We start from the raw sequence: 19,900 nt of genomic DNA on the forward strand, positions 1-19,900 counted from the left end.
TTTATACTTACTCTTTTTACAATCATTCATGAAAAAACTACTTTTTACAATCTTATTACTCTTTTTTGGAGGTTTCCTTTGGGCACAAGAAAGTTCGACTTCTGATGCAGACCCAAGGTTGTTAGATTTTAATGCTAATGAAAATAGAGGACAATGGTATACCTCTTTAACAGTTCAAGTGTCATCCAGTAATGCTACAGATGAAGACCAATTTATTAGGCAGTTACATTCACAAGACAATGGAAGTTTTGAAATAGGTACTCAAGGTGGTTATTTCATTAAAGACTTTTTTATGGTGGGGGTTGAATTTTCTTACAACCGTCAAGAAAAAGATGAAATCTATACTGCTAATAATATAAGAACTCATTTGAAATCAGTGGGTCAGGGATATTACATTGCACCATATATCAGAAATTATATTCCGTTATCAAAGAATAGAAGGTTTAGTATTTTTAATCAGACAGCTTTACAAGTTGGTTTTGGAACAAGTTTAAAACAAACAGAAGCTAATGAAGAAACTGATAAAGTAAAGACTGATCGAATTACATTAGGTATAGGTATTCAACCCGGTTTAGCCGCATTTATTACTGATGGTTTTGCTTTTGAAGCTTCAGTGGGTCTATTAGGATTAGAAATGGACCATAGTAAATCAGTTAAAAATTACACAGAAGAATCACAAAGAACTGATTTTGACTTAGACTTTAAAGTCAATTTATTACAAATTAAACTTGCTGTAGCTTATTATTTCTAGAGATATGAAAAAATTAAATTATTTGATGTTCACTACTATGGTAGTTGTGTTTACATCTTGTATAGATTGGGATTATTTTGGTTTACTAAATGAAAATCAAATTATCATCTTTTCTTTAGAAGATCAAACGGGTTCTCCTTCAGAAATAGACTCAGTAAATTCATTAATAATAGTTCCAGTAAATAAAACTGCTGATCGATCGAACTTAGCTCCAACTGAAATTAAACTATCTAGTTTGGCTACTATTAAACCCGGAGTTGGAGAGAAACAAGATTTTAGAGATACAGTAACTTATGTTGTAACGGCTGAAGATGGCTCAATTCAGAATTGGAAAGTAATCGCGGAAGCTCAAAATGATGAAATACCAAATGCTGATTATGAGGAATGGTATACTGTAGGTTCATATCAACAACCTGGTCCAGGGAGTGAGTCAACAGGTGCACAATATTGGGATACTCCTAATAGAGGATCAAATACTGGAGGTCAAATTTTAGTTAATCCAGCGGATGGACCTACTGGTCAATATATTCACATGGAAACTAAAATTACAGGTCTTCCCCCACTAATAGAAGTCTTATCGGCTGCGAGTGTTTTTTCTGGGAAATTTACTGATGGTAGTTTAGATCTTAATAACCCAAGAAAGAACATCAACTTTGGTAGAAATTTTGGAAGTAAGCCAATTTCATTTTCTGTGGATTATAAATATACCCCTGGAACTGATTATAGAGTAAATAGTCAACCTTCAACTGGAAATGACGAGTGTGATATTTATGTACTGCTTCAAGTTCGTAAAGATGATGGAACGAGATTGAGATTAGGAACAGCATGGCATAGAAGTGGTGAGACGGTGTCTGATTGGACAAATTTGAAACTGGATATTCACTATGGAGAATTACCCGAAAATGCACCTTCTTACACAGGTTTAAATCAATATGAAGATGAAGTTGAAACTGGTTTTGCAGATGCTTCAGAGTTTCCGACTCATATAATTATAGTATATTCTGCAAGTGCTTTAGGAGATGATTTTACAGGTGCAGCAGGTAGTATATTAGAAATAGATAATTTTGCTCTTCAATATGAATAAGATTAAAAAAGCCTATCATAAATGAAAAATGATAGGCTTTTTTAGCTTTATTTTTTCGGCGCCAACTTAATATTATACTTCATCGTTTTCACCGTTCTAAATTTAGAAAGATCAGGAATAGCATAATTCTTTTTCTCAAATCCATCTTCTTCGACAAAGAAGAAATAACGCTTATTCTTATCGATTTCTAATTTGTAATTTCCTTCATTATCGGATTTTACATATAAGTTTTGTTCTTCGTTAGGAGATATAATCACTAACTCTATATTTCTAAGCACTTCGCCCGTTTCTTTATTGGTTACTTTGCCATATAGTTTTACCTTTTTCTCTAAAGGTTCAATCACTAATGTCTGATCAATTTCGCCGACACCAAATATACCTACTGTAGATATTTCAGTTGCCTTCATACGTTTATAACCAAATGCTGATGGGAATATCTCGTAATTGGATTCGTTAGAAATATTAAATTCAAAGTAACCGTTATTATCTGTTCTTTTGGTCACTAAGGCTTTGGTCTCTTTATTTTTTAAGCTGACCATTATTTTAGCTAGAGGAGATTTGGTGTCTTTAGAAATGACTTTTCCTTTCAGTTTCATCTCTTCAACAACAAATAAGTTTTTATGGTCATCAGTTAGTAATCTGGAAACATTTATTTCTTTTACATTTAACTGATAAATATCGTTGCCACCTTTACCGCCTAATCTATTAGAAGTAAAATATCCAACTCTCTTTACTGTATTTAAGATCAAACCATAATCATCGTATTCAGAATTGATTGGTTCACCTAAGTTGGCGATATCAAATGGCTGCCCATCTTTCATAATACATTCATAAACATCTAAGCCACCCATTCCATCATGACCATCCGAAGCGAAATATAAAGTTCCATCTTGATGTATAAATGGACTAACTTCATCACCTTCACTATTAACCACTGGACCTGCATTGATGGGGTAGGTCCACTGACCTTTATATAAATAACTTATATAAATATCTGTACCACCATAGCCTCCATCCATATCAGATACAAAGTACATTAAGTTACCGTCTTTGCTAAAAGTAGGCTCGGAGATAGAGTAATGTTCGTTATTAAAAGGTAGTTCTTTACTTTCTTTCCATACGTTTTCACCTAAAATATCCATCAAAAATAGCTTGTGTTGAGCTACTTCTGTATTTGGTAAGTCAGCTGAATACATAGTTGCGATTACCTGCTCATCATTAATTTGAAAGGCAGAATGATGATGGAATTTGCTTAAGAAAGTAGTGTCAATGTTTACGGGACGTGTTTGCTCATTTCTGTATAAATCGTGCAAAGGCGCATAGTAAAGATTGTAATATGACTTTCTACTTCTCTTATTGAAATGTTTTCTATCGTTTCTATCTGTGGCATAAATGATTCCACCATAATAGAAGTTAGGAGACTTTTCAGAGCCTTCTGTATTGATAGCTAGATTTTGAATTGAATAGCGATCTTTGTACTTCGAAAATTCAGAATTATTTCTTGATGATGACTTTTTAGATCTTTTACTCCTACTCATCGACATAGGAATATAAGTTTCGTTGCTTTTATGCAGCCAAGATAAATCTTTAGGAGCCTTATTTTTTGATAATATATACTTTAGACGAAACGAAACAGTGCTATAACCATCATTTGTATTATTACTTCCTCTTTTGTCACCAGGGCTAAATCTTTGATCAGGAACTACCCTAGGTTGCCCCGTAAGTACTGCAACACTTTCTCTTGAGCGATCAGCCATTGCAGCTGCTACTTGATTATTCCCGAAATGAACATCACCAACATAAGATCTACTGACATCGTCCAAGTAATCTGTTGAGGTGAATCGAGCCATCCATTCAACGCCAAGATCTAGTCGTTCGTTGATTTTAAAATTAGCACCAATACCAAAAGGGATGGCCAATGCAGAAGTTCCGTAAAGTGGTCTTGTATTTTGTTTTCCTTGTCCTTCTGTGCCTAGTGGTCTTAAATCCACCCAAGTATTTCCATATTGCATGGTGGTCATACCTTCTGGAGTATGAAAAAGCAAAGTTGCTCCTGTTACTACATAGGGGGAAACCAAACGTCTTTGTGAAAAGTGACCTGTATGAGGGAGAATATCTATTTGAACCAAACCAGATAACTGAAATAGATCGTTTCTGAAATGTAAATTTCTATTGTATTCAAAAGAGCCTATTTCAGCTGTTTGTGCGTCATCGCCGTTGATTCGGGTCCAACTTGCTTCTGCACGAACGGAGAAACGATGAGTTAACCTTTTTTCCAAGGCTGTACCAAAGCTACCTCCTTTCATATTCCACTGAGTAGAAAATGGAGAACGGGAAGGAGTGAGGTCTCCAAAATAATTTCCCCATCCGCCAAAAATGGTCAAGGCCCAATGCTTATCCGTGGAGGGAGCAAAGTTTTTATTCACCTTATTTTGTGCTGACACAGAAAATGTAACTACAAGGGTAATTATAGAAGTAATTAGTAGTTTCAGACCGCTGTTGTAATAGTTCATAAAAAAATAGAAACTAAAAAGTGATAGTAGAAAGAAAGTTAAATAACAAACGATGAATATGTATGTCTACTGACCTAAAGATTGAAGTTGATCGGAAGTAAGAATATTGAGTTTTTTATTAGACTCCAAAGCTGTTTTAATCATACTTTTTGCAACTTTACTTCCATCAATTCCTTGATATTTTTTGGGTATAATAGGACGTAGTACTTTGTTAAGAATCTTACCTACATCCTCACCTAAACGATTTTCATCTCTTTCTCCAAGTAATAACGAAGGTTGGTAAATATTTAGTACATCAAAGTCTAACTTAATTAGATGATCTTGTACTTCACCTTTTACTTTATTGTAATAGACTTTTGAATTCTTATTACTACCCATTGCAGTAATCACATTAAATGAGTGTACATTTAGCTTTTTTGATAAATCAGCAAAGGCAAGAACATAATCGTGATCCACTTTATAAAAAGCCTCTTTTGACCCTGCTTTTTTCATAGTTGTTCCTAAACAACAGAAGGCATCATTAATCTCTTCTTTTATTTCTAATGTATCAATATTCTCCAAATGCGTGATCACCTCAGAAACTTTTGGGTGTGGTTTTCCTAAAGGACGTCTGGCAATAGAGATGATTTTAGAATAATTTTCATCATCAATGAGTTGTTCGATCAGCGATGTTCCAATCAAACCAGTTCCTCCGATAACAAGTGCAACTCGATGTTCCATATTATTATAAATGCTACTTTCAAAAATACAAAAATTATTGAATTGTATATAATCCCTTTTCATTTGTCACATATAAGGGGTAAATCTTACCTATTCATTCGAAATCACTCGAATTATAGTTTTATTATATGTAGTGGTGTTTAGGTTATCGATTCAATCCTTACCTTTGTGAAAGTTTAAAATCAAAGAAAAGAAAGCTCAAAGAGCATATGAAAATTTACCAACGATTAATCAAAATAACCGGTAATTTTAGCGGTTTTATGATTCCTTATATTGCTGTAACATTATTAATGAGTTTGTTCAGTTTGTTGAATTTTACTATGATGATTCCATTATTGGATATGCTATTTAATAGTGAGACTTCATTCGAAATTCCTGAAACACCATTAACACTAGACCAATTTCAATTTGATGTTACTTTCCTAAAAGATTATATGTATCAAGAGTTTGGTACTTTGATGTTGGAACATGGTAAGTTAAGTGCTTTGATGTTGATTTGTGGTTTTACAATTATCGCCTCTTTTGCTACTAACATATTTAGATATATAGAAAGACGAATGGCTGAAGCTTACAGAAGAAACGCTGTAGCGAACCTAAGAACAAAGATTTTTAAGAAAGTACTTTCTTTAGATATTGGATATTTAACGAACAATAGAAAAAGTGACATCATTGCACGTTCAACAACAGATGTTGGAGAAACAGAGGTAGCATTTGGTTCAATTGTTACTTTTATCAAAGATCCAGTAATGTTGATCTTTTTCTTTGGAACATTGGTTTACTTATCACCTAAGATGACTTTGTTCGTATTCATGATTTTACCATTATCAGGTATTTCAATTGGTTTAATCTCAAGAAAACTAAGATCAGTATCTCATAACCTTCAAGAAATCACTGGTAATTTACTTGGTGTTTTAGACGAGACAATTGTGGGTATGAGAGTAGTGAAAGGTTTTAATGCTGATAAATATGTATCAAAGTCTTTCGAGAAGAGTAACCAAGGTTACGTTCAGGAATACACAAAGTTTGCTTCAAAAAGAGAATTAGCTTCTCCACTTTCAGAAGCAATGGGCGTAATGTTCGTAGGTGTTTTACTTTATTTAGGAGGTACCATCGTACTTTCTGATGACCCGTCTTTATCGGCTTCTGAGTTCATGGCTTACTTGGTATTATTTACACAAGTATTGAACCCAGTAAAAGCAATTTCGGGTAACATCTCAAGTATTCAACGTGGTATTGCTGCTACAGAAAGAATTTTTGAATTATTGGATGCCGAGTCTAAAATTAAGGATAAAGAGAATCCTAAAACATTAAATACCTTTGATAAAGAAATTACTTTTGAAAATGTACGTTTTGCCTATGAAGATAATGATGTCTTAAAAGGAATCAACTTCAATTTAAAGAAAGGGCAAATGTTAGCGTTAGTGGGGCCATCAGGAGGTGGTAAATCTACGATCGCCGATCTAATTCCTCGTTTTTACGATCCAAGAGATGGAAAAGTATTGATCGATGGTCACGATATTAAAGACTATTCATTGAATAGTTTAAGAGAACATATGGGTATTGTTACTCAGGAATCAATCTTGTTCAACGATACTATCTACAATAACATTGCATTTGGTGCAGAAACAACTTTAGAAGAAGTAATTAAAGCAGCCAAAATTGCAAATGCTCACGAATTTATTGAGAAAACAGATAATGGTTATGAAACAATCATTGGAGATAGAGGTTCTAAATTATCTGGTGGTCAACGTCAGCGTTTAAGTATTGCGAGAGCAATATTGAAAAACCCTGAAATTCTAATTCTAGATGAAGCAACTTCTGCTTTAGATACAGAATCAGAAAAATTGGTGCAAGATGCTATACAGCATTTAATGAAAGGTAGAACTGTATTAGTAATTGCCCATAGATTGTCTACAATTCAAGAAGCAGATAATATTTTGGTGATCAAAGAAGGTAATGTCATTGAAGAAGGAACGCACATTGATTTGATGAGTAAAGAAGACGGTGTGTATAAAAAACTTCAAGAGATGCAGGAATATACGCAATAGATGAACGGCAAAATAACAAACATATCTGCGGTGATGATATTAAAGAATGCTGAAAATTCTTTGATCACCACCTTGAACTCTCTCGAATTATTTGAAGAAGTTGTCATTCTTGATAATGGATCAACTGATAAATCTTTAGAAATAGCCGCAATGTATAACAACGTTAAGGTATTTCATTCTGAATTTATTGGATTTGGGCCATTAAAAAATAAGGCTACTTCTTATGCTTCAAATGATTGGGTTTTTTCTATTGATTCTGATGAAGTACCTGATGAGCAATTGCTTAGTGAGATTAGGAATTTTGATCTAAATAAAACAGATACTGTTGGAGTTATTCATCGATCAAATGAATACTTAGGAAAAGTAATTTCAGGAACGGATTGGGGAAATGAATATGTCACTCGTCTTTACAATAGAAAAGTGACTCAGTTTACCAATGCGGAAGTTCATGAGACTATTGAAACAAAAGGTTTAAATAGATTTAATTTCAAAGGTGTTTTGTTACACGAATCTTATACTTCTGTTGATGAGATTATCACAAAGATGCAACTCTACACAGGCTTATATGCTAAACAAAATGCAGGTGAGAAAAAGGTCTCAGCAGCAATGATACCTGTTAAAGCTTTGTTTGCCTTTTTTAGAAGTTACTTCCTCAAGAGTGGATTTATGTTTGGTTGGAGAGGTTTTCTAATCTCTTCTTATATTGGTATTGATGTATTTTTTAAATACTTCAAGCTTTACGAACTGAATTATAAAAACAAATACTATTCGAATAAGAAACGAGTATTAGTCGATTTTGAACGTCTTAAATATCCAAATTGTGGTTTAGGACAGGTAAGTATTAATTTCTCTAATCAGCTTACACAAATAGAGGATGACTCTATTCAATGGGAATTCCTTTTGTCTTCTAAGGATAGGAAAAAGTTTATTCTAAATAAAAGCGGGATATTATTTAGAATACATGATCTGTTTACCAAAAATGGAGTAAAAGCAGTGGATGAAGATATTGACTTATTCCATCTTACACATCAAATAATCAATTATAAGGCAGATCACTCCAAAAAGAGTATTTATACTATTCATGATTTAAACTTTTTGGAAGAAAAAAGTGAGCAACAATCACAAGCTACTTTAAATAAAATACAATCAGCTATAGATCGTTCCGATGTGATAACGGTTATTTCTGAATTTACTAAAAATATTGTTAAAAAACATCTTGATATACCTATAGATAAACCTATTAAAGTGATCTATAATGGTGTGAAATCACCTATTTTACCTACAAGTAATCCACCTGCATTAGTAGATGATTCACTTTTTTTCTTCACAATAGGAACGGTGATGCCAAAGAAAAATTTCCATGTTTTGGTAAAAATGATGGCTCATCTAGATGAAAAGTACAAGCTTTATATTGCTGGTAATCCAGAAAAAACGAAGTATGTGCAGAAAATTGAAGAAATCATTAATCAAAATGGTTTGCAAGACAGAGTAAAACTTTTGGGACCTATTTCTGACGAAGAAAAATCATACTTATTCAAGAATTGTGAAGGGTTCTTTTTCCCTTCTTTATTGGAAGGTTTTGGTTTACCTATCATTGAATCTATGTATGCACAAAAGCCTACATTCTCTTCCAATAGAACTTCTCTTCCTGAAATAGGTAAAGACCATGTGTATTATTGGGACAATTTTGATCCATTAAACATGGCACAAGTGGTAATGGATGGATTAAAAGATTTTAATGACAATAAAGAAGAAAAGCAAAAAGAACTCTTAGACTACGCTTCTCAATTTACATGGGAAAAGAATGCTGAAAAGTATCACCAACTTTACAAAGAACTGTTAGAATTATAAGATGAAAAAAAAGGTACTGATTGATCTTGATAAACTTAAGATCCCTTATTGTGGCTTGGGTAATGTAGCCATCAATTTTGGGAACAAGCTATTTGATATTCAACAAGATGAATTCGAATGGGAAGTTTTAGTGTCAGAAACTCAGTCAGTAAGTCATTTAGATTATTCTAATTTTTCAATTCAAAAGCTATCCTTATTAAAAAAGAAAAACATTCGAGCATTTGATAAGTCGGCTGATTTGGTCCATGTTACCAATCAAATGATCAAATACTTTGTGTCTAAGGGAAAGAAAAACATAGTGACAATCCATGATTTGAACTATGTTTACGAAGAACCCGAAGAGATATATTCAAAGAAATTACAAAAGTTACAGCGTCATGTAGATAACGCAACATTGATTACTGTAATCTCTAATTTCACTAAAAAAGTAGTTGAAGAATACCTGACTATCCCGGAGGGAACTGAAATAATTGTAGTCCCTAATGGTGTAGAACCACCTCAAAAAGACAATGTAAGTAAACCTTCTAAGGTAAGTTCAGACCGTTTCTTCTTTACGATTGGTACAATCATGCCTAAGAAAAATTTTCACGTATTGGTGGAAATGATGAAATATATAGGAGATGATTATCATTTATATATCGGAGGTCAACTCTCCAAGCCTGAATATGTTGAAACTATTAATTCTTTGATAACCGAACATGGATTAGAGGATAGGGTAAAATTATTAGGAGAAGTAACTACAGAAGAAAAAAACTATTTGTATCATAATTGCTCTGGGTTTTTATTTCCTTCTTTATATGAAGGTTTCGGCTTACCAATAATTGAAGCAATGTATTGTGGTAAACCTGTTTTTAGTTCTAACCTAACAAGTTTACCAGAAGTAGGAGGTGATATGGCATGTTATTGGGAGAATTTTGCCCCTCAATATATGGCTAATATAGTAAATGAAGGCTTAGCTAAACATCTTCAAAATGAAGAAGCTAATTCCCAAAAATTAATTGATTATGCTTCTCAATTTACTTGGGAAAAGAATGCACAGGCCTATTTTGAATTATATCAAAAGCTACTGTCCTAGAAAGAATAACCTTCAGCTTCAATATAGGGTTTCCAAAGATCAAAATCGTCCTTCCACCAAGCGTGAATGCCCATAGGAAGTCTTTCATTATGATATTTAAATACTTCTTTTGCTCTTAATTCCATTCCGAAATCAAGTGCTTCATCTGGAGTTGGAACAGTAAAGTAAGGAAAAGATTTTGAAGAGTTCTTCCCAAAAAACATATCCTCATTTTTATTACTGTTTTTATAAACAGACCAATCATTTTTTCTTAATCGGAATAATGCATACCAACTACTATATCGATTGCCGTTAAAAGAAAAAAGTGTTTTCGTGAAAGATGAAGTTTCGTTTAATACCTTAAGGTGATCATCAATTTTTCTGAGTGAAAAACCTCCGTTACCTACATATTTAAACCAAATAGAATTTGAACCATCATTTTCTGGCCATGGAGCACCTACATATGAATAATTCCTATTACACCAATCGTCTAATTCATCTCTAAATATGAAGCAGTCTGTTTGATAAATAAGCATGAATTTATAGGCATCAAATGCACTGTAAAACTCCTCAGAAACCATCAGACGGTTATAGCCTTTAATATCTTGAAAGTAATTTTTATTGAAGTATTTTATATTAAAGTCTTCCTGACAAACTGATTGATAATATGAAATATCTAAACCTTTTGGAGCTATAAAAAAAATATCTCTTTGATGTAATACTTTCAATCCTTGTTGTAAAGAAATTTTTTCAAGATCAGTTAAGCTCTTTTTATAAATAGGGATGACTACAACGCAGTTATTATTCATGTTATTTAAGTAATTTCTTTATTAATAATTCATCAAATTATTGAAAAATCATTTTTAAAAAATTTTGATAAAGGTTTTGAGCCGTGGGTAAATATTGCTTTTCTTCAATCACCACTTCATTAAATATTTGCATTACCTTTTCTGGAGAAAACTGTTTGTAGACATCATAATTCTTCTTTGGTAATGATTTAGCATTGAATAAAAGTTTTTTACAAGAAGATTTATCGTGGTATAAATAACACTCATCTCCCAAAATATCCAGATGAGCATTGTCTTTTTTACTTTTAGAAGTAAGTACATTTTTTCCTAAAATATGGAATTCTGCAATGGCTAAACCAAATGTTTCACCTTCAGATCTAGCATGTAAATAGGCATCACAGGTATTGATAAATGTAGCCTTTTCCTCTAAGGTATAAATGGGATCTAAATGTATAACTCTAGGATGATCGAAGAACTTATTCGTGTTAGCAAACAAGATGTAAAGGTTTTCGTCTTCTTGAACAGCTTCCGTAATCGCCTCATGTACAAATGTGAGATCAAAAGTAGTTGCTCCTCCATATCTTCCAACGACAGTAGCGTCTTTAGGAATCCCTAATTTTTCTCTTAAGTCGGTATTTACTTCAGGCATATGAATGATATGCGGAACATATGAAGAACGGAACTTTCCTCTTTTACGGGCTAAATACTCTGAAATATAAAAGTAATCATCTCCGTAAGGTTTGTAATAATCGAATACTACATGAATAGCATTTCGATATCCATTATACAGTTCATGATCCTGTTTTCCAGCTCTTAAAAAATAGATACAATCAGGTTTAATCTCATCAATTATTGATTGTGCATCATCATGAGAACTATAGCCTGACATTCGGTCATCAAATTGAGTTTTAAATTTTTTGAAAACCTCATCATCATGTGTTTCATGCTTAGCATTATTTTCTAATGAATAAATGATATAAGATGTATTGCCTAATATTGTTTCATTAAAATAGGCATAATCATATATAGCGACTTCTGTACCTCGTCGACTAAAACCATTAACACTGAAAACTATTTTTTTTTGCATGAAATTCGATCAATTAGAATTGGTATTTTTTAGCTGAAAACTTTTTTGAGTTCTTGTATATATTTCTTCTAAATGTGAAAATATATTCTGATATATTACTAGGTTTGGGATCTGTTTTCGTTTGAAATAAATGAGGATAATCCTTATAGATATCAGCAAACATTGTCTCCTCAGGAGGGATACAATCGATCCATATTCCTTTTCTCATGAATAAATCCGTAGGGAATTTTAAGCAATGCTTGATATGCTTATGCGTGATAAAAGGCTTCTTATTAAACTCTTGGTGAGAGAAGCTTTTTAATTTATACACATACATTTCAATATCATTTCCGAAAACATAAGACATATGTGCCGATTTATCATTCTTAGGATCATACTCTATATGACCAAAATCAGATGATTTTCGGATCTGATCCAATGTTTTGTCGCTGTTCTTGATCTCTTTAAGATTAGAGACAAAAGTTAAATCAAAAATTGAGTTTGTTTTATAATTTAAGAAATAGTTATAATGTGGGATATCTATTTTCAATATTTTATCAAAACTCTTATTGCGATCTAACAATTTGATATCATAAAATTCATCAAGGTCGGCAATGAATATAGTATCTTCATCATTTGCTTCGGTAAGACCTCTCATAATTGCATTTCTATGAGTTGCCTCGTTTTCCCAAGCATCCGCAGAAGTTAATTCATTTTCTAGTTTGATATAGATAATCTTATCTAAGAATTGACTGTATCGATCTTTATTTTCTTCAAAACAAAAACCTTTTTCCTTTCCCACGAAACTTTGATTACACTCAACAATTACAAAATGATCAACGTGTTCATAGTATAACTTAAGCCTAATTTCAAGTAAATCAAGTTCATTGAATAACATGAAACAATCGTATATTTTTCTCTCTTGTGTAGTGTTCATTTGAGTAACCTGTTAAGAATAATATGTCGTTAAAAGTTTTAGTCTTCTATAAAAGCAATTTGGTAATGTTTCACTTTATAAACGTTGTGGTGAAAGTAAATATTTGTCAACCTTTCCGCTAAGAAGCCAATTGTTCTGTTTTGATATGATTCTTGACGAAATTGAATACGCTTTTCAATTTCAAAAATGATATCAAACATCCAAGTCATAAATTTCTCAAAAATCTCTGGCTTGGTGATAAACATATTGTAGATATAACAATGTGTTGGAATCTTATTTTCTATTTTTTCTAAAGTCGCCTTGTACTCAGGGTATTTACTCAATAGAACATCAATCATTATATTCCAATCTTCTTCATGATGACTACTCAGGTATTGAGATTTAATAGAAAGGTGTTTCCAATATTGTTTTCTAGGAAGAATTACATCGTACTTTTTTAAGTCAGATTTGATCTGATCTCCTAAATTCTCGTGATAAAAATTTAAGATATCATCTTTCTTAAAAGCATCAGCATTTCTGTATTTATCGTGAAATGGGTTTAATTTTCTGAAGTTAAAAAATCTTCTATAATGACAGATTCCAATAAAATCAGATTCTTGATAATTATAGTTTTTCCAAATCCAATACAAGCCTGTCAGCTCGTTTATATATCTGTTTTTTTCAGAAATATGATCTCCGGTGTTATCACCTAAAATATATAGTTCTTTATCGGAAATCTCTTTACCACAATGCAAAGGTTGAAAAGTAGCATTCTTAGCAAAAGGGTATTCTTTATGATGGATTACAAAAATCATAGGCCTAATTCTTTTTCAGCTCGTTTTAATGCAGAAGCAATCACTTGATGCATATCGTAATATTTGTATTCAGCCAAACGGCCACCAAATATCACATTATTTTCAGCTTCTGCTAGTTTTTTGTAGCGGTTATATAGTGAAGAATTTGTTTCGTCGTTAACAGGGTAATAAGGCTCTTTATCTTTGTCCCACTCTTGAGGATATTCTTTAGTTATTACCGTTTTATCTTGAGTGCCATACTCAAAATGTTTGTGTTCGATAATACGAGTGTATGGAACTTCTCTTTCAGTATAGTTTATTGCTGCTATACCTTGATGGTTCGCCTTGTCTAAAGTTTCCGACTCAAAGCGAAGACTTCTGTAATTCAAATAGCCCAATTGATAATCGAAGAACTCGTCGATCTTACCAGTATAGACCACTTTAGTACCCATTTCATCAAAAGATGATTTGTTCTCGAAGTAATCCGTATTCAATTGAACATCGATACCTTCTAATAAACCATCAATTAATTTATTATATCCACCAATAGGAATACCTTGATATTTATCGTTAAAGTAATTGTTATCGTAAGTATATCTTACCGGCAATCTTTTGATAATAAATGATGGAAGATCTTTAGCATTTCTTCCCCATTGTTTTTCGGTATATCCTTTGATTAAGCGTTCGTAAACATCATTTCCTACTAACGAAATAGCTTGTTCCTCTAAATTCTGAGGCTTTTTGATGTTTAACTCTGCTTTTTGTTCTTCAATTTTTTGTTTTGCTTCTTCTGGAGTTTGTGTTCCCCAAAATTGATAGAAAGTGTGCATGTTAAAAGGCAGGTTGTATAAAGTGCCTTTGTAGTTTGCCAGAGGAGAGTATCTAAAATGATTGAATTCTACAAACTGATTCACAAAATCCCATACTTCTTTACTGTTGGTATGGAAAATATGAGGTCCGTATTTATGAACATTAATGCCTTCAACATTTTCACAGTAGATGTTACCACCTTGGTGGTCTCTTTTATCAATAACAAGACATTTATGCCCTGCTTGATTCATTTTGTAGGCGAATACAGCTCCAAACAGACCTGAACCTACAATAACGTAATCATATTTAGTCTTCATATCGATGAAATTTTCGGAAGTAACTTCTAATTTTTAAGAAAATTACCCCAAAGAAAGCTTCTTTAAATATTTTAGTGGACATCTTTGATTCACCGCGAGTACGGTCTGTAAAGATGATCGGCACTTCTTGAATTTTGTATCCGTATTTCCAGGTTTTGAATTTCATTTCGATTTGGAAAGCATACCCTACGAAATGAATTTTATCGTTATTAAGGAGTGTTTTTAAGACTCTGTTAGTGTAGCATTTAAAACCTGCAGTGGTATCGTTAATTGGTAATCCAGTAATAAACTGAACATATTTACTAGCAAAGTAGGACATTAAAACTCTTCCCATAGGCCAGTTGACTACATTTACTCCCGATTTGTATCGAGAACCAACAGCCATATCGTTCCCCTCTTCTTTGCAAGCTTTGTAAAGTTTAGGTAGGTCGTTAGGGTTATGAGAGAAATCAGCATCCATTTCATAAACGTATTGATAATCTCTTTCCATTGCCCATTTGAAGCCATGAATATATGCAGTACCTAAACCATTTTTTTCGGTTCTTTCTTCCAAAAACAAACGGCCATCAAATTCTTGCATCAATTCTTTTACTTTTGCTCCTGTACCGTCAGGCGACCCATCGTCTACAATTAGCATGTCGAAGGGTGTATCGAGATTCATAACTGCTCTGATGATCAGTTCAATATTCTCGATCTCATTATATGTTGGTGTTATTACTAGATTTTCTTTCACGATGCAAAGATATGTTTTTGTTTGTTAGGATTAAAGAATGAAAAGTAGGTTGTCCTTAAATAAAGAGAATGAATTATATTTTAATATAATTTTTATACTCACCAATAATATATCCTCCTGTCAGTTTCATCACAAACTGTTTTACTTTCTCCTTAAGTGAATAGTTTTTGATACTAATATCTTGATCAAATTTCCAATTCTTTTTTTGAATTCTATTCTGCATCACTTTAGGGTGAGAGCCATCAAAAAGAGCTAAAGAATCGATTTCAGAATAATCGAACTCAGCACCTTCAATTGATGGTGTACCGTTGTTGTATAATGAACTGAAGTTACTTTGCTTAGCCATCATTTTCTCTGGAGGGCGTACCCAACCATAATGATAAATGAAAGCATTAATAGGTTTTACCCTTAACTTTTCGTTATCTCCTTTTCTGAATCCTTGTGCATCACGGTATGAATATATTTCAGGATTATTTTTAATCACACGAATTTCATGTCGATACCATTTAGTGGAAGAACCAATATAATCATACGATCCATAAAAGTGCTTGTATTTAAAAAGTAAGCCATCGACATTTTTATCGTCTTTGTATTTTAACATGGCTTCTTTTACCGTAGGGATAAAGTCTTCGTGTAGAGCTTCGTCTCCTTGAATATAGAAACACCAATCAGTGTCTTTAGAAATCTCTTTAAATGCTTTGTTAGTTTCGTCGGCTAAGACACTACCGCCTGTTTTTAAAGATTCGTCCCAAATTGTATCAATAATTCTGATTTTTGGGTCAATGTTCTCTATGAGTTCTCTTGTTCCATCATCACAGTTACCAACAGCAACAACAAATTCATCACAAAGTGGTAAAATTGATGTGATTGCTTCTAGAACAGGATAATCGTACTTAATGGCGTTTTTTATAAAACTAAAACCGGTTACTTTCATTTGCTACAGTCATTTACAGACCGTAAAGATATTAGCTTTTGATTATAATAACTCCATACCTCCTTTTAAACTGAAAATATTAGGAGAATTTAGGGCATTTTCTTTAAAGATATCGACTGCCATCATACTTCTTTTTCCAGATTGGCAATAAAAGACTACGTTTTTAGCTGTAGGAATTTCATCGATGCTATCCTCTAGGTCTGCTAGTGGAATGTGAATACCTCCAATATCATCAATTTCTCTTTCGTAGGTTTCTCTAACATCTACCAACACTGTTCCCTCTTCTGTGAGTAACTCCTCCAATTGTGAATAAGTGATTTCGATATCATCATCAGGGACCGCACAAAAATCAAAATTATAATCACCCAATGTGGATATGTTGGCAACTTTTGGGTTTTTCTTAAACCTGAGCGTTTGAAAACTCATATTTAAGCCATTTATCAACAAAAGTTCGCCACTTAAACACTTACCAACATTTGTGATTAGTTTTACGACTTCTGTTGCCTGCATTGTCCCCAATACACCCACCATCGCTCCAACTACTCCAATTTCATTACAGTTGGGTGCTTCTTCTGCAGAAGGAGGATTAGGAAAAATGCAGCGGTAAGTTGGCCCGTCTTGGTAATTAAATACAGAAAGTTGACCATCAAATCCTTGGATAGAAGCAGAAACTAAAGGCTTATTCTGAATCACACAAGCATCATTGATAAGATAACGAGAAGAGAAGTTGTCGGTTCCATCCACTACAATATCTGCTAAAGCGATAATCTCTAAGGCATTCTCTTTATTGAATTGCTTTAGAATTGTTGTCACTTTCACATGAGGGTTCATGGCATTTAACCTTTTCTGAATCACTTCAGCTTTCGGTTTTCCGACATCCTCTGTCGTAAACATAATTTGACGTTGAAGATTGGAAATCGATACTTCGTCATGATCCACCAAAATAATATGTCCAACGCCTGCAGCTGCTAAATATTGAGAGACTGGGCATCCCAAGCCACCTGCTCCAATAATTAAAATAGTAGCGTCTTTCAATTTTTGCTGTCCTTCTACACCTATTTCTTTTAAACGGATGTGTCTGTCGTATCTTTTGTATTCTTCTTTTGTCAACATATTTATATATATTACATGCTACTTCCATGTATCCGGTCTGTGTATCGAGGGGCCAAGGCCACCTCGTTGGAGACGGAGATGTAACGATATTCGTATTAGGTTTAAACTTGTCGATAAAGTAACTTTCCTTAGTTCCTTAGTTCCTTAGTTCCTTAGTTCCTTAGTTCCTTAGTTCCTTAGTTCCTAAGTTAAAACACGAGGTCGGGAGACCTCTAACGTTTTTAGGCACAAATGACGCTATCGCTTAACATTTGCGCCAGTTTTACTTCTTCCCTCTTACCTAAAACGAGCGTTAACTTTGCTACCTGCTACCTATCTACTGCAATGCCAAGTCCCAGTCTTTCCAGACTACTTCGTATCCCTGACTCTTCACCATCTCAGCAAACTCCTCTGCTGATCTTTCGTCAGAAATTTCGAATTGTTCTAATGATTCTGGCTCAACTACATATCCACCAGGATTGGTTTTTGATCCTGCACTTGCAGATGTAATTCCCAATTTTATGATGTTATCTCTGAAAATCGGATGCTCTCTGGTTGATAAAGATAATTCGACTTCTTCATCAAATAATCTGTAGGCACAGATAAGCTGAACTAATTCTCTATCGGTCATTTCCACTTTAGGTTCCAATCCACCAGAGAAAGGTCTCAATCTAGGGAAAGAGATAGAGTATTTTGTTTGCCAGTACGTTCTTTCTAAATAATCGAGGTGAGCGGCAGTGAAGAAAGAATCCGTTCTCCAATCTTCTAAACCAATTAAAACACCTAATCCAATTTTATGAATACCCGCTTTTCCTAATCGGTCAGGTGTATCCACTCTATAGTCAAAATTCGATTTTTTCCCCTTCGGGTGATGTTTTTTATAATCCTCTTTGTGGTAGGTCTCTTGATATACCAATACGGTATTCAAACCTGCTTCAATCAATTCCTCATATTCATCTTGATCCATAGGTTGAACTTCCATGGCGATATGAGAAAAGTAAGGTTTAACTAATTCAATAGCTTTTTTGATATACTGAACACCAACTGTTCTGTTGGCCTCACCGGTAACCAAAAGAATATGCTCAAAGCCCATTCCTCTGATGGCTTCTGCCTCACGAATGATTTCCTCGTCGGATAAAGTTCTTCTTCTCACTTTATTGTCCAAAGAGAAACCACAGTAAGTACATATATTCTGACACTCATTCGAAAGATACATCGGTGTGTACATCTGAATCGTATTACCGAATCTCTTCTTAGTGAGTTGATGACTCAATTGTGCCATTTGCTCAAGATACGGAGCAGCAGCAGGAGAGATCAATGCTTTGAAATCTTCCAAAGTTCTTTTCTCTTTTCCCAATGCTCTTTCTACATCATGAGCAGTTTTTGAGTAGATGCTAGCTTTAACATCGTCCCAATTATGCTGATAGAATAAATCTTGGTACATATTTTTATAACTAAGGAACTAAGAAACTAAGGAACTAAGGGAGTAGTTACCAAGATCTTGTTCTGTGAGAAACATTATAAGGTAAGAGGTAAAAGGTAAGAAGTAAGTGATACATCTACTTTCTAGCAAATTTAAATTTGTACCAAGTAATGAGGAGCGAACTATTAGCACCTGCTACCTACTACCTACTACCTACTACCTATTCTAAAGTTGATTTAAGAATCCCGTCAAAGGCGAACTTGCTTCGGCAGTCACCCTCGGCTGTGCCACTTGTGCTAAGTGTGCTGCACGACCTGCTTCTACTGCTTGACCAAATGCTTTACCCATTGCTACTGGATCACCTGCGACGGCAATTGCTGTGTTGACAAGCACTGCATCTGCACCCAATTCCATGGCATGTGCCGCGTGAGATGGAGCGCCGATACCTGCATCTACAACTACAGGAACATTACTTTGTTCTATGATGATTTCTAGGAAATCCAAAGTTTTTAAACCTTTGTTACTTCCGATTGGGGCACCTAAAGGCATCACTGCTGCACATCCTACATCTTCCAAGCGTTTACATAAAACTGGATCTGCATGGATATAAGGAAGTACCACAAAACCTTGTTTTACCATTTCTTCTGCCGCCTGTAGCGTTTCGATAGGGTCTGGCATCAAGTATTTTGGGTCGGGGTGGATTTCTAATTTTACCCAGTTAGTTCCTAGTGCTTCTCTAGCCAATTGTGCAGCGAATACTGCTTCTTTAGCTGTTCTAGCACCAGAAGTGTTAGGTAATAAATTAAACTGATCGTGTTTTAGATGAGCTAATACATCATCTTCTGGATTATCAACATCCACTCTTTTTAATGCAACAGTCACCAATTCTGATCCTGATGCTAAAAGTGATTGTTCCATCAACTCATTAGACATAAATTTACCTGTACCTGTAAATAGTCTAGAGTTGAATGTTTTATCTGCAATTACTAATTGATCCATTTTTCTA

General features: G+C 33.8%; 17 protein-coding genes. 5 read left to right on the forward strand and 12 right to left on the reverse strand.

The genetic code is table 11. The features are described from left to right. The first annotated feature begins 28 nt into the window (after positions 1 to 28). Positions 29 to 751, forward strand: coding sequence for an outer membrane beta-barrel protein (locus tag KMW28_RS02040; RefSeq protein WP_066210532.1), 723 nt, complete (start codon positions 29 to 31; stop codon positions 749 to 751). A 4-nt stretch (positions 752 to 755) separates the two neighbouring features. Further along, positions 756 to 1,835: a PCMD domain-containing protein gene (locus tag KMW28_RS02045; RefSeq protein ID WP_169667025.1), complete on the forward strand. Its 1,080-nt coding sequence runs from the start codon at positions 756 to 758 to the stop codon at positions 1,833 to 1,835. A gap of 47 nt (positions 1,836 to 1,882) precedes the next feature. Here KMW28_RS02045 and KMW28_RS02050 read toward each other — a convergent pair whose 3' ends face one another. Then, the gene (locus KMW28_RS02050) at positions 1,883 to 4,348 is read right to left on the reverse strand and encodes a DUF6089 family protein (RefSeq protein ID WP_169667023.1); all 2,466 of its coding nucleotides are present in this window, start codon (positions 4,346 to 4,348) and stop codon (positions 1,883 to 1,885) included. A gap of 66 nt (positions 4,349 to 4,414) precedes the next feature. Then, positions 4,415 to 5,068 carry a Rossmann-fold NAD(P)-binding domain-containing protein gene (locus tag KMW28_RS02055; protein WP_066210526.1) on the reverse strand — a complete coding sequence of 218 codons (654 nt, stop codon included), beginning with the start codon at positions 5,066 to 5,068 and terminating at the stop codon, positions 4,415 to 4,417. Between the two features lie 209 nt (positions 5,069 to 5,277). Between KMW28_RS02055 and KMW28_RS02060 the strand changes: the two genes are divergently transcribed. Genes KMW28_RS02060 through KMW28_RS02070 form a run of 3 tightly spaced genes read left to right on the forward strand, consistent with a single transcriptional unit; the run spans position 5,278 to position 10,042 of the window. Continuing rightward, positions 5,278 to 7,116, forward strand: coding sequence for an ABC transporter ATP-binding protein (locus tag KMW28_RS02060; RefSeq protein WP_066210524.1), 1,839 nt, complete (start codon positions 5,278 to 5,280; stop codon positions 7,114 to 7,116). Next, the gene (locus tag KMW28_RS02065) at positions 7,117 to 8,967 is read left to right on the forward strand and encodes a glycosyltransferase (RefSeq protein WP_169667021.1); all 1,851 of its coding nucleotides are present in this window, start codon (positions 7,117 to 7,119) and stop codon (positions 8,965 to 8,967) included. 1 nt (position 8,968) lies between these two features. Continuing rightward, positions 8,969 to 10,042: a glycosyltransferase family 4 protein gene (locus KMW28_RS02070; RefSeq protein WP_169667019.1), complete on the forward strand. Its 1,074-nt coding sequence runs from the start codon at positions 8,969 to 8,971 to the stop codon at positions 10,040 to 10,042. Here the strand turns inward: KMW28_RS02070 and KMW28_RS02075 are convergent. From KMW28_RS02075 to KMW28_RS02120, 10 genes are all read right to left on the reverse strand, one after another. After that, a complete protein-coding gene (locus tag KMW28_RS02075; RefSeq protein ID WP_169667017.1) occupies positions 10,039 to 10,830 on the reverse strand; it encodes a DUF5672 family protein in 792 nt (263 codons plus the stop codon). The two genes, KMW28_RS02070 and KMW28_RS02075, sit on opposite strands and share 4 nt — an antisense overlap. A gap of 37 nt (positions 10,831 to 10,867) precedes the next feature. Further along, positions 10,868 to 11,896 (reverse strand): glycosyltransferase family protein, encoded by a 1,029-nt coding sequence (locus KMW28_RS02080; protein WP_169667015.1) that lies wholly within the window; start codon positions 11,894 to 11,896, stop codon positions 10,868 to 10,870. 13 nt (positions 11,897 to 11,909) lie between these two features. Continuing rightward, positions 11,910 to 12,812, reverse strand: a complete 903-nt coding sequence (locus tag KMW28_RS02085) for a glycosyltransferase family 17 protein (protein WP_169667013.1) — start codon at positions 12,810 to 12,812, stop codon at positions 11,910 to 11,912. A 38-nt stretch (positions 12,813 to 12,850) separates the two neighbouring features. Next, on the reverse strand, positions 12,851 to 13,606 hold the full coding sequence (locus KMW28_RS02090; RefSeq protein WP_169667011.1) for a DUF4422 domain-containing protein: 756 nt from the start codon (positions 13,604 to 13,606) through the stop codon (positions 12,851 to 12,853). Continuing rightward, a complete protein-coding gene (glf, locus tag KMW28_RS02095; RefSeq protein ID WP_169667009.1) occupies positions 13,603 to 14,712 on the reverse strand; it encodes a UDP-galactopyranose mutase in 1,110 nt (369 codons plus the stop codon). The genes KMW28_RS02090 and glf overlap by 4 nt, the downstream gene beginning before the upstream one ends. Further along, positions 14,702 to 15,445: a polyprenol monophosphomannose synthase gene (locus KMW28_RS02100; protein ID WP_169667007.1), complete on the reverse strand. Its 744-nt coding sequence runs from the start codon at positions 15,443 to 15,445 to the stop codon at positions 14,702 to 14,704. The genes glf and KMW28_RS02100 overlap by 11 nt, the downstream gene beginning before the upstream one ends. A 73-nt stretch (positions 15,446 to 15,518) precedes the next feature. After that, the gene (locus KMW28_RS02105; protein ID WP_169667005.1) at positions 15,519 to 16,379 is read right to left on the reverse strand and encodes a glycosyltransferase family protein; all 861 of its coding nucleotides are present in this window, start codon (positions 16,377 to 16,379) and stop codon (positions 15,519 to 15,521) included. Between the two features lie 42 nt (positions 16,380 to 16,421). Then, positions 16,422 to 17,492 carry a HesA/MoeB/ThiF family protein gene (moeB, locus tag KMW28_RS02110; protein ID WP_169667003.1) on the reverse strand — a complete coding sequence of 357 codons (1,071 nt, stop codon included), beginning with the start codon at positions 17,490 to 17,492 and terminating at the stop codon, positions 16,422 to 16,424. Between the two features lie 316 nt (positions 17,493 to 17,808). Continuing rightward, the gene (thiH, locus tag KMW28_RS02115) at positions 17,809 to 18,915 is read right to left on the reverse strand and encodes a 2-iminoacetate synthase ThiH (RefSeq protein WP_169667001.1); all 1,107 of its coding nucleotides are present in this window, start codon (positions 18,913 to 18,915) and stop codon (positions 17,809 to 17,811) included. 204 nt (positions 18,916 to 19,119) lie between these two features. After that, positions 19,120 to 19,893 carry a thiazole synthase gene (locus KMW28_RS02120; RefSeq protein WP_066210502.1) on the reverse strand — a complete coding sequence of 258 codons (774 nt, stop codon included), beginning with the start codon at positions 19,891 to 19,893 and terminating at the stop codon, positions 19,120 to 19,122. Between the last annotated feature and the right edge of the window lie 7 nt (positions 19,894 to 19,900).

Source organism: Flammeovirga yaeyamensis, assembly GCF_018736045.1.
Lineage (GTDB): Bacteria > Bacteroidota > Bacteroidia > Cytophagales > Flammeovirgaceae > Flammeovirga > Flammeovirga yaeyamensis.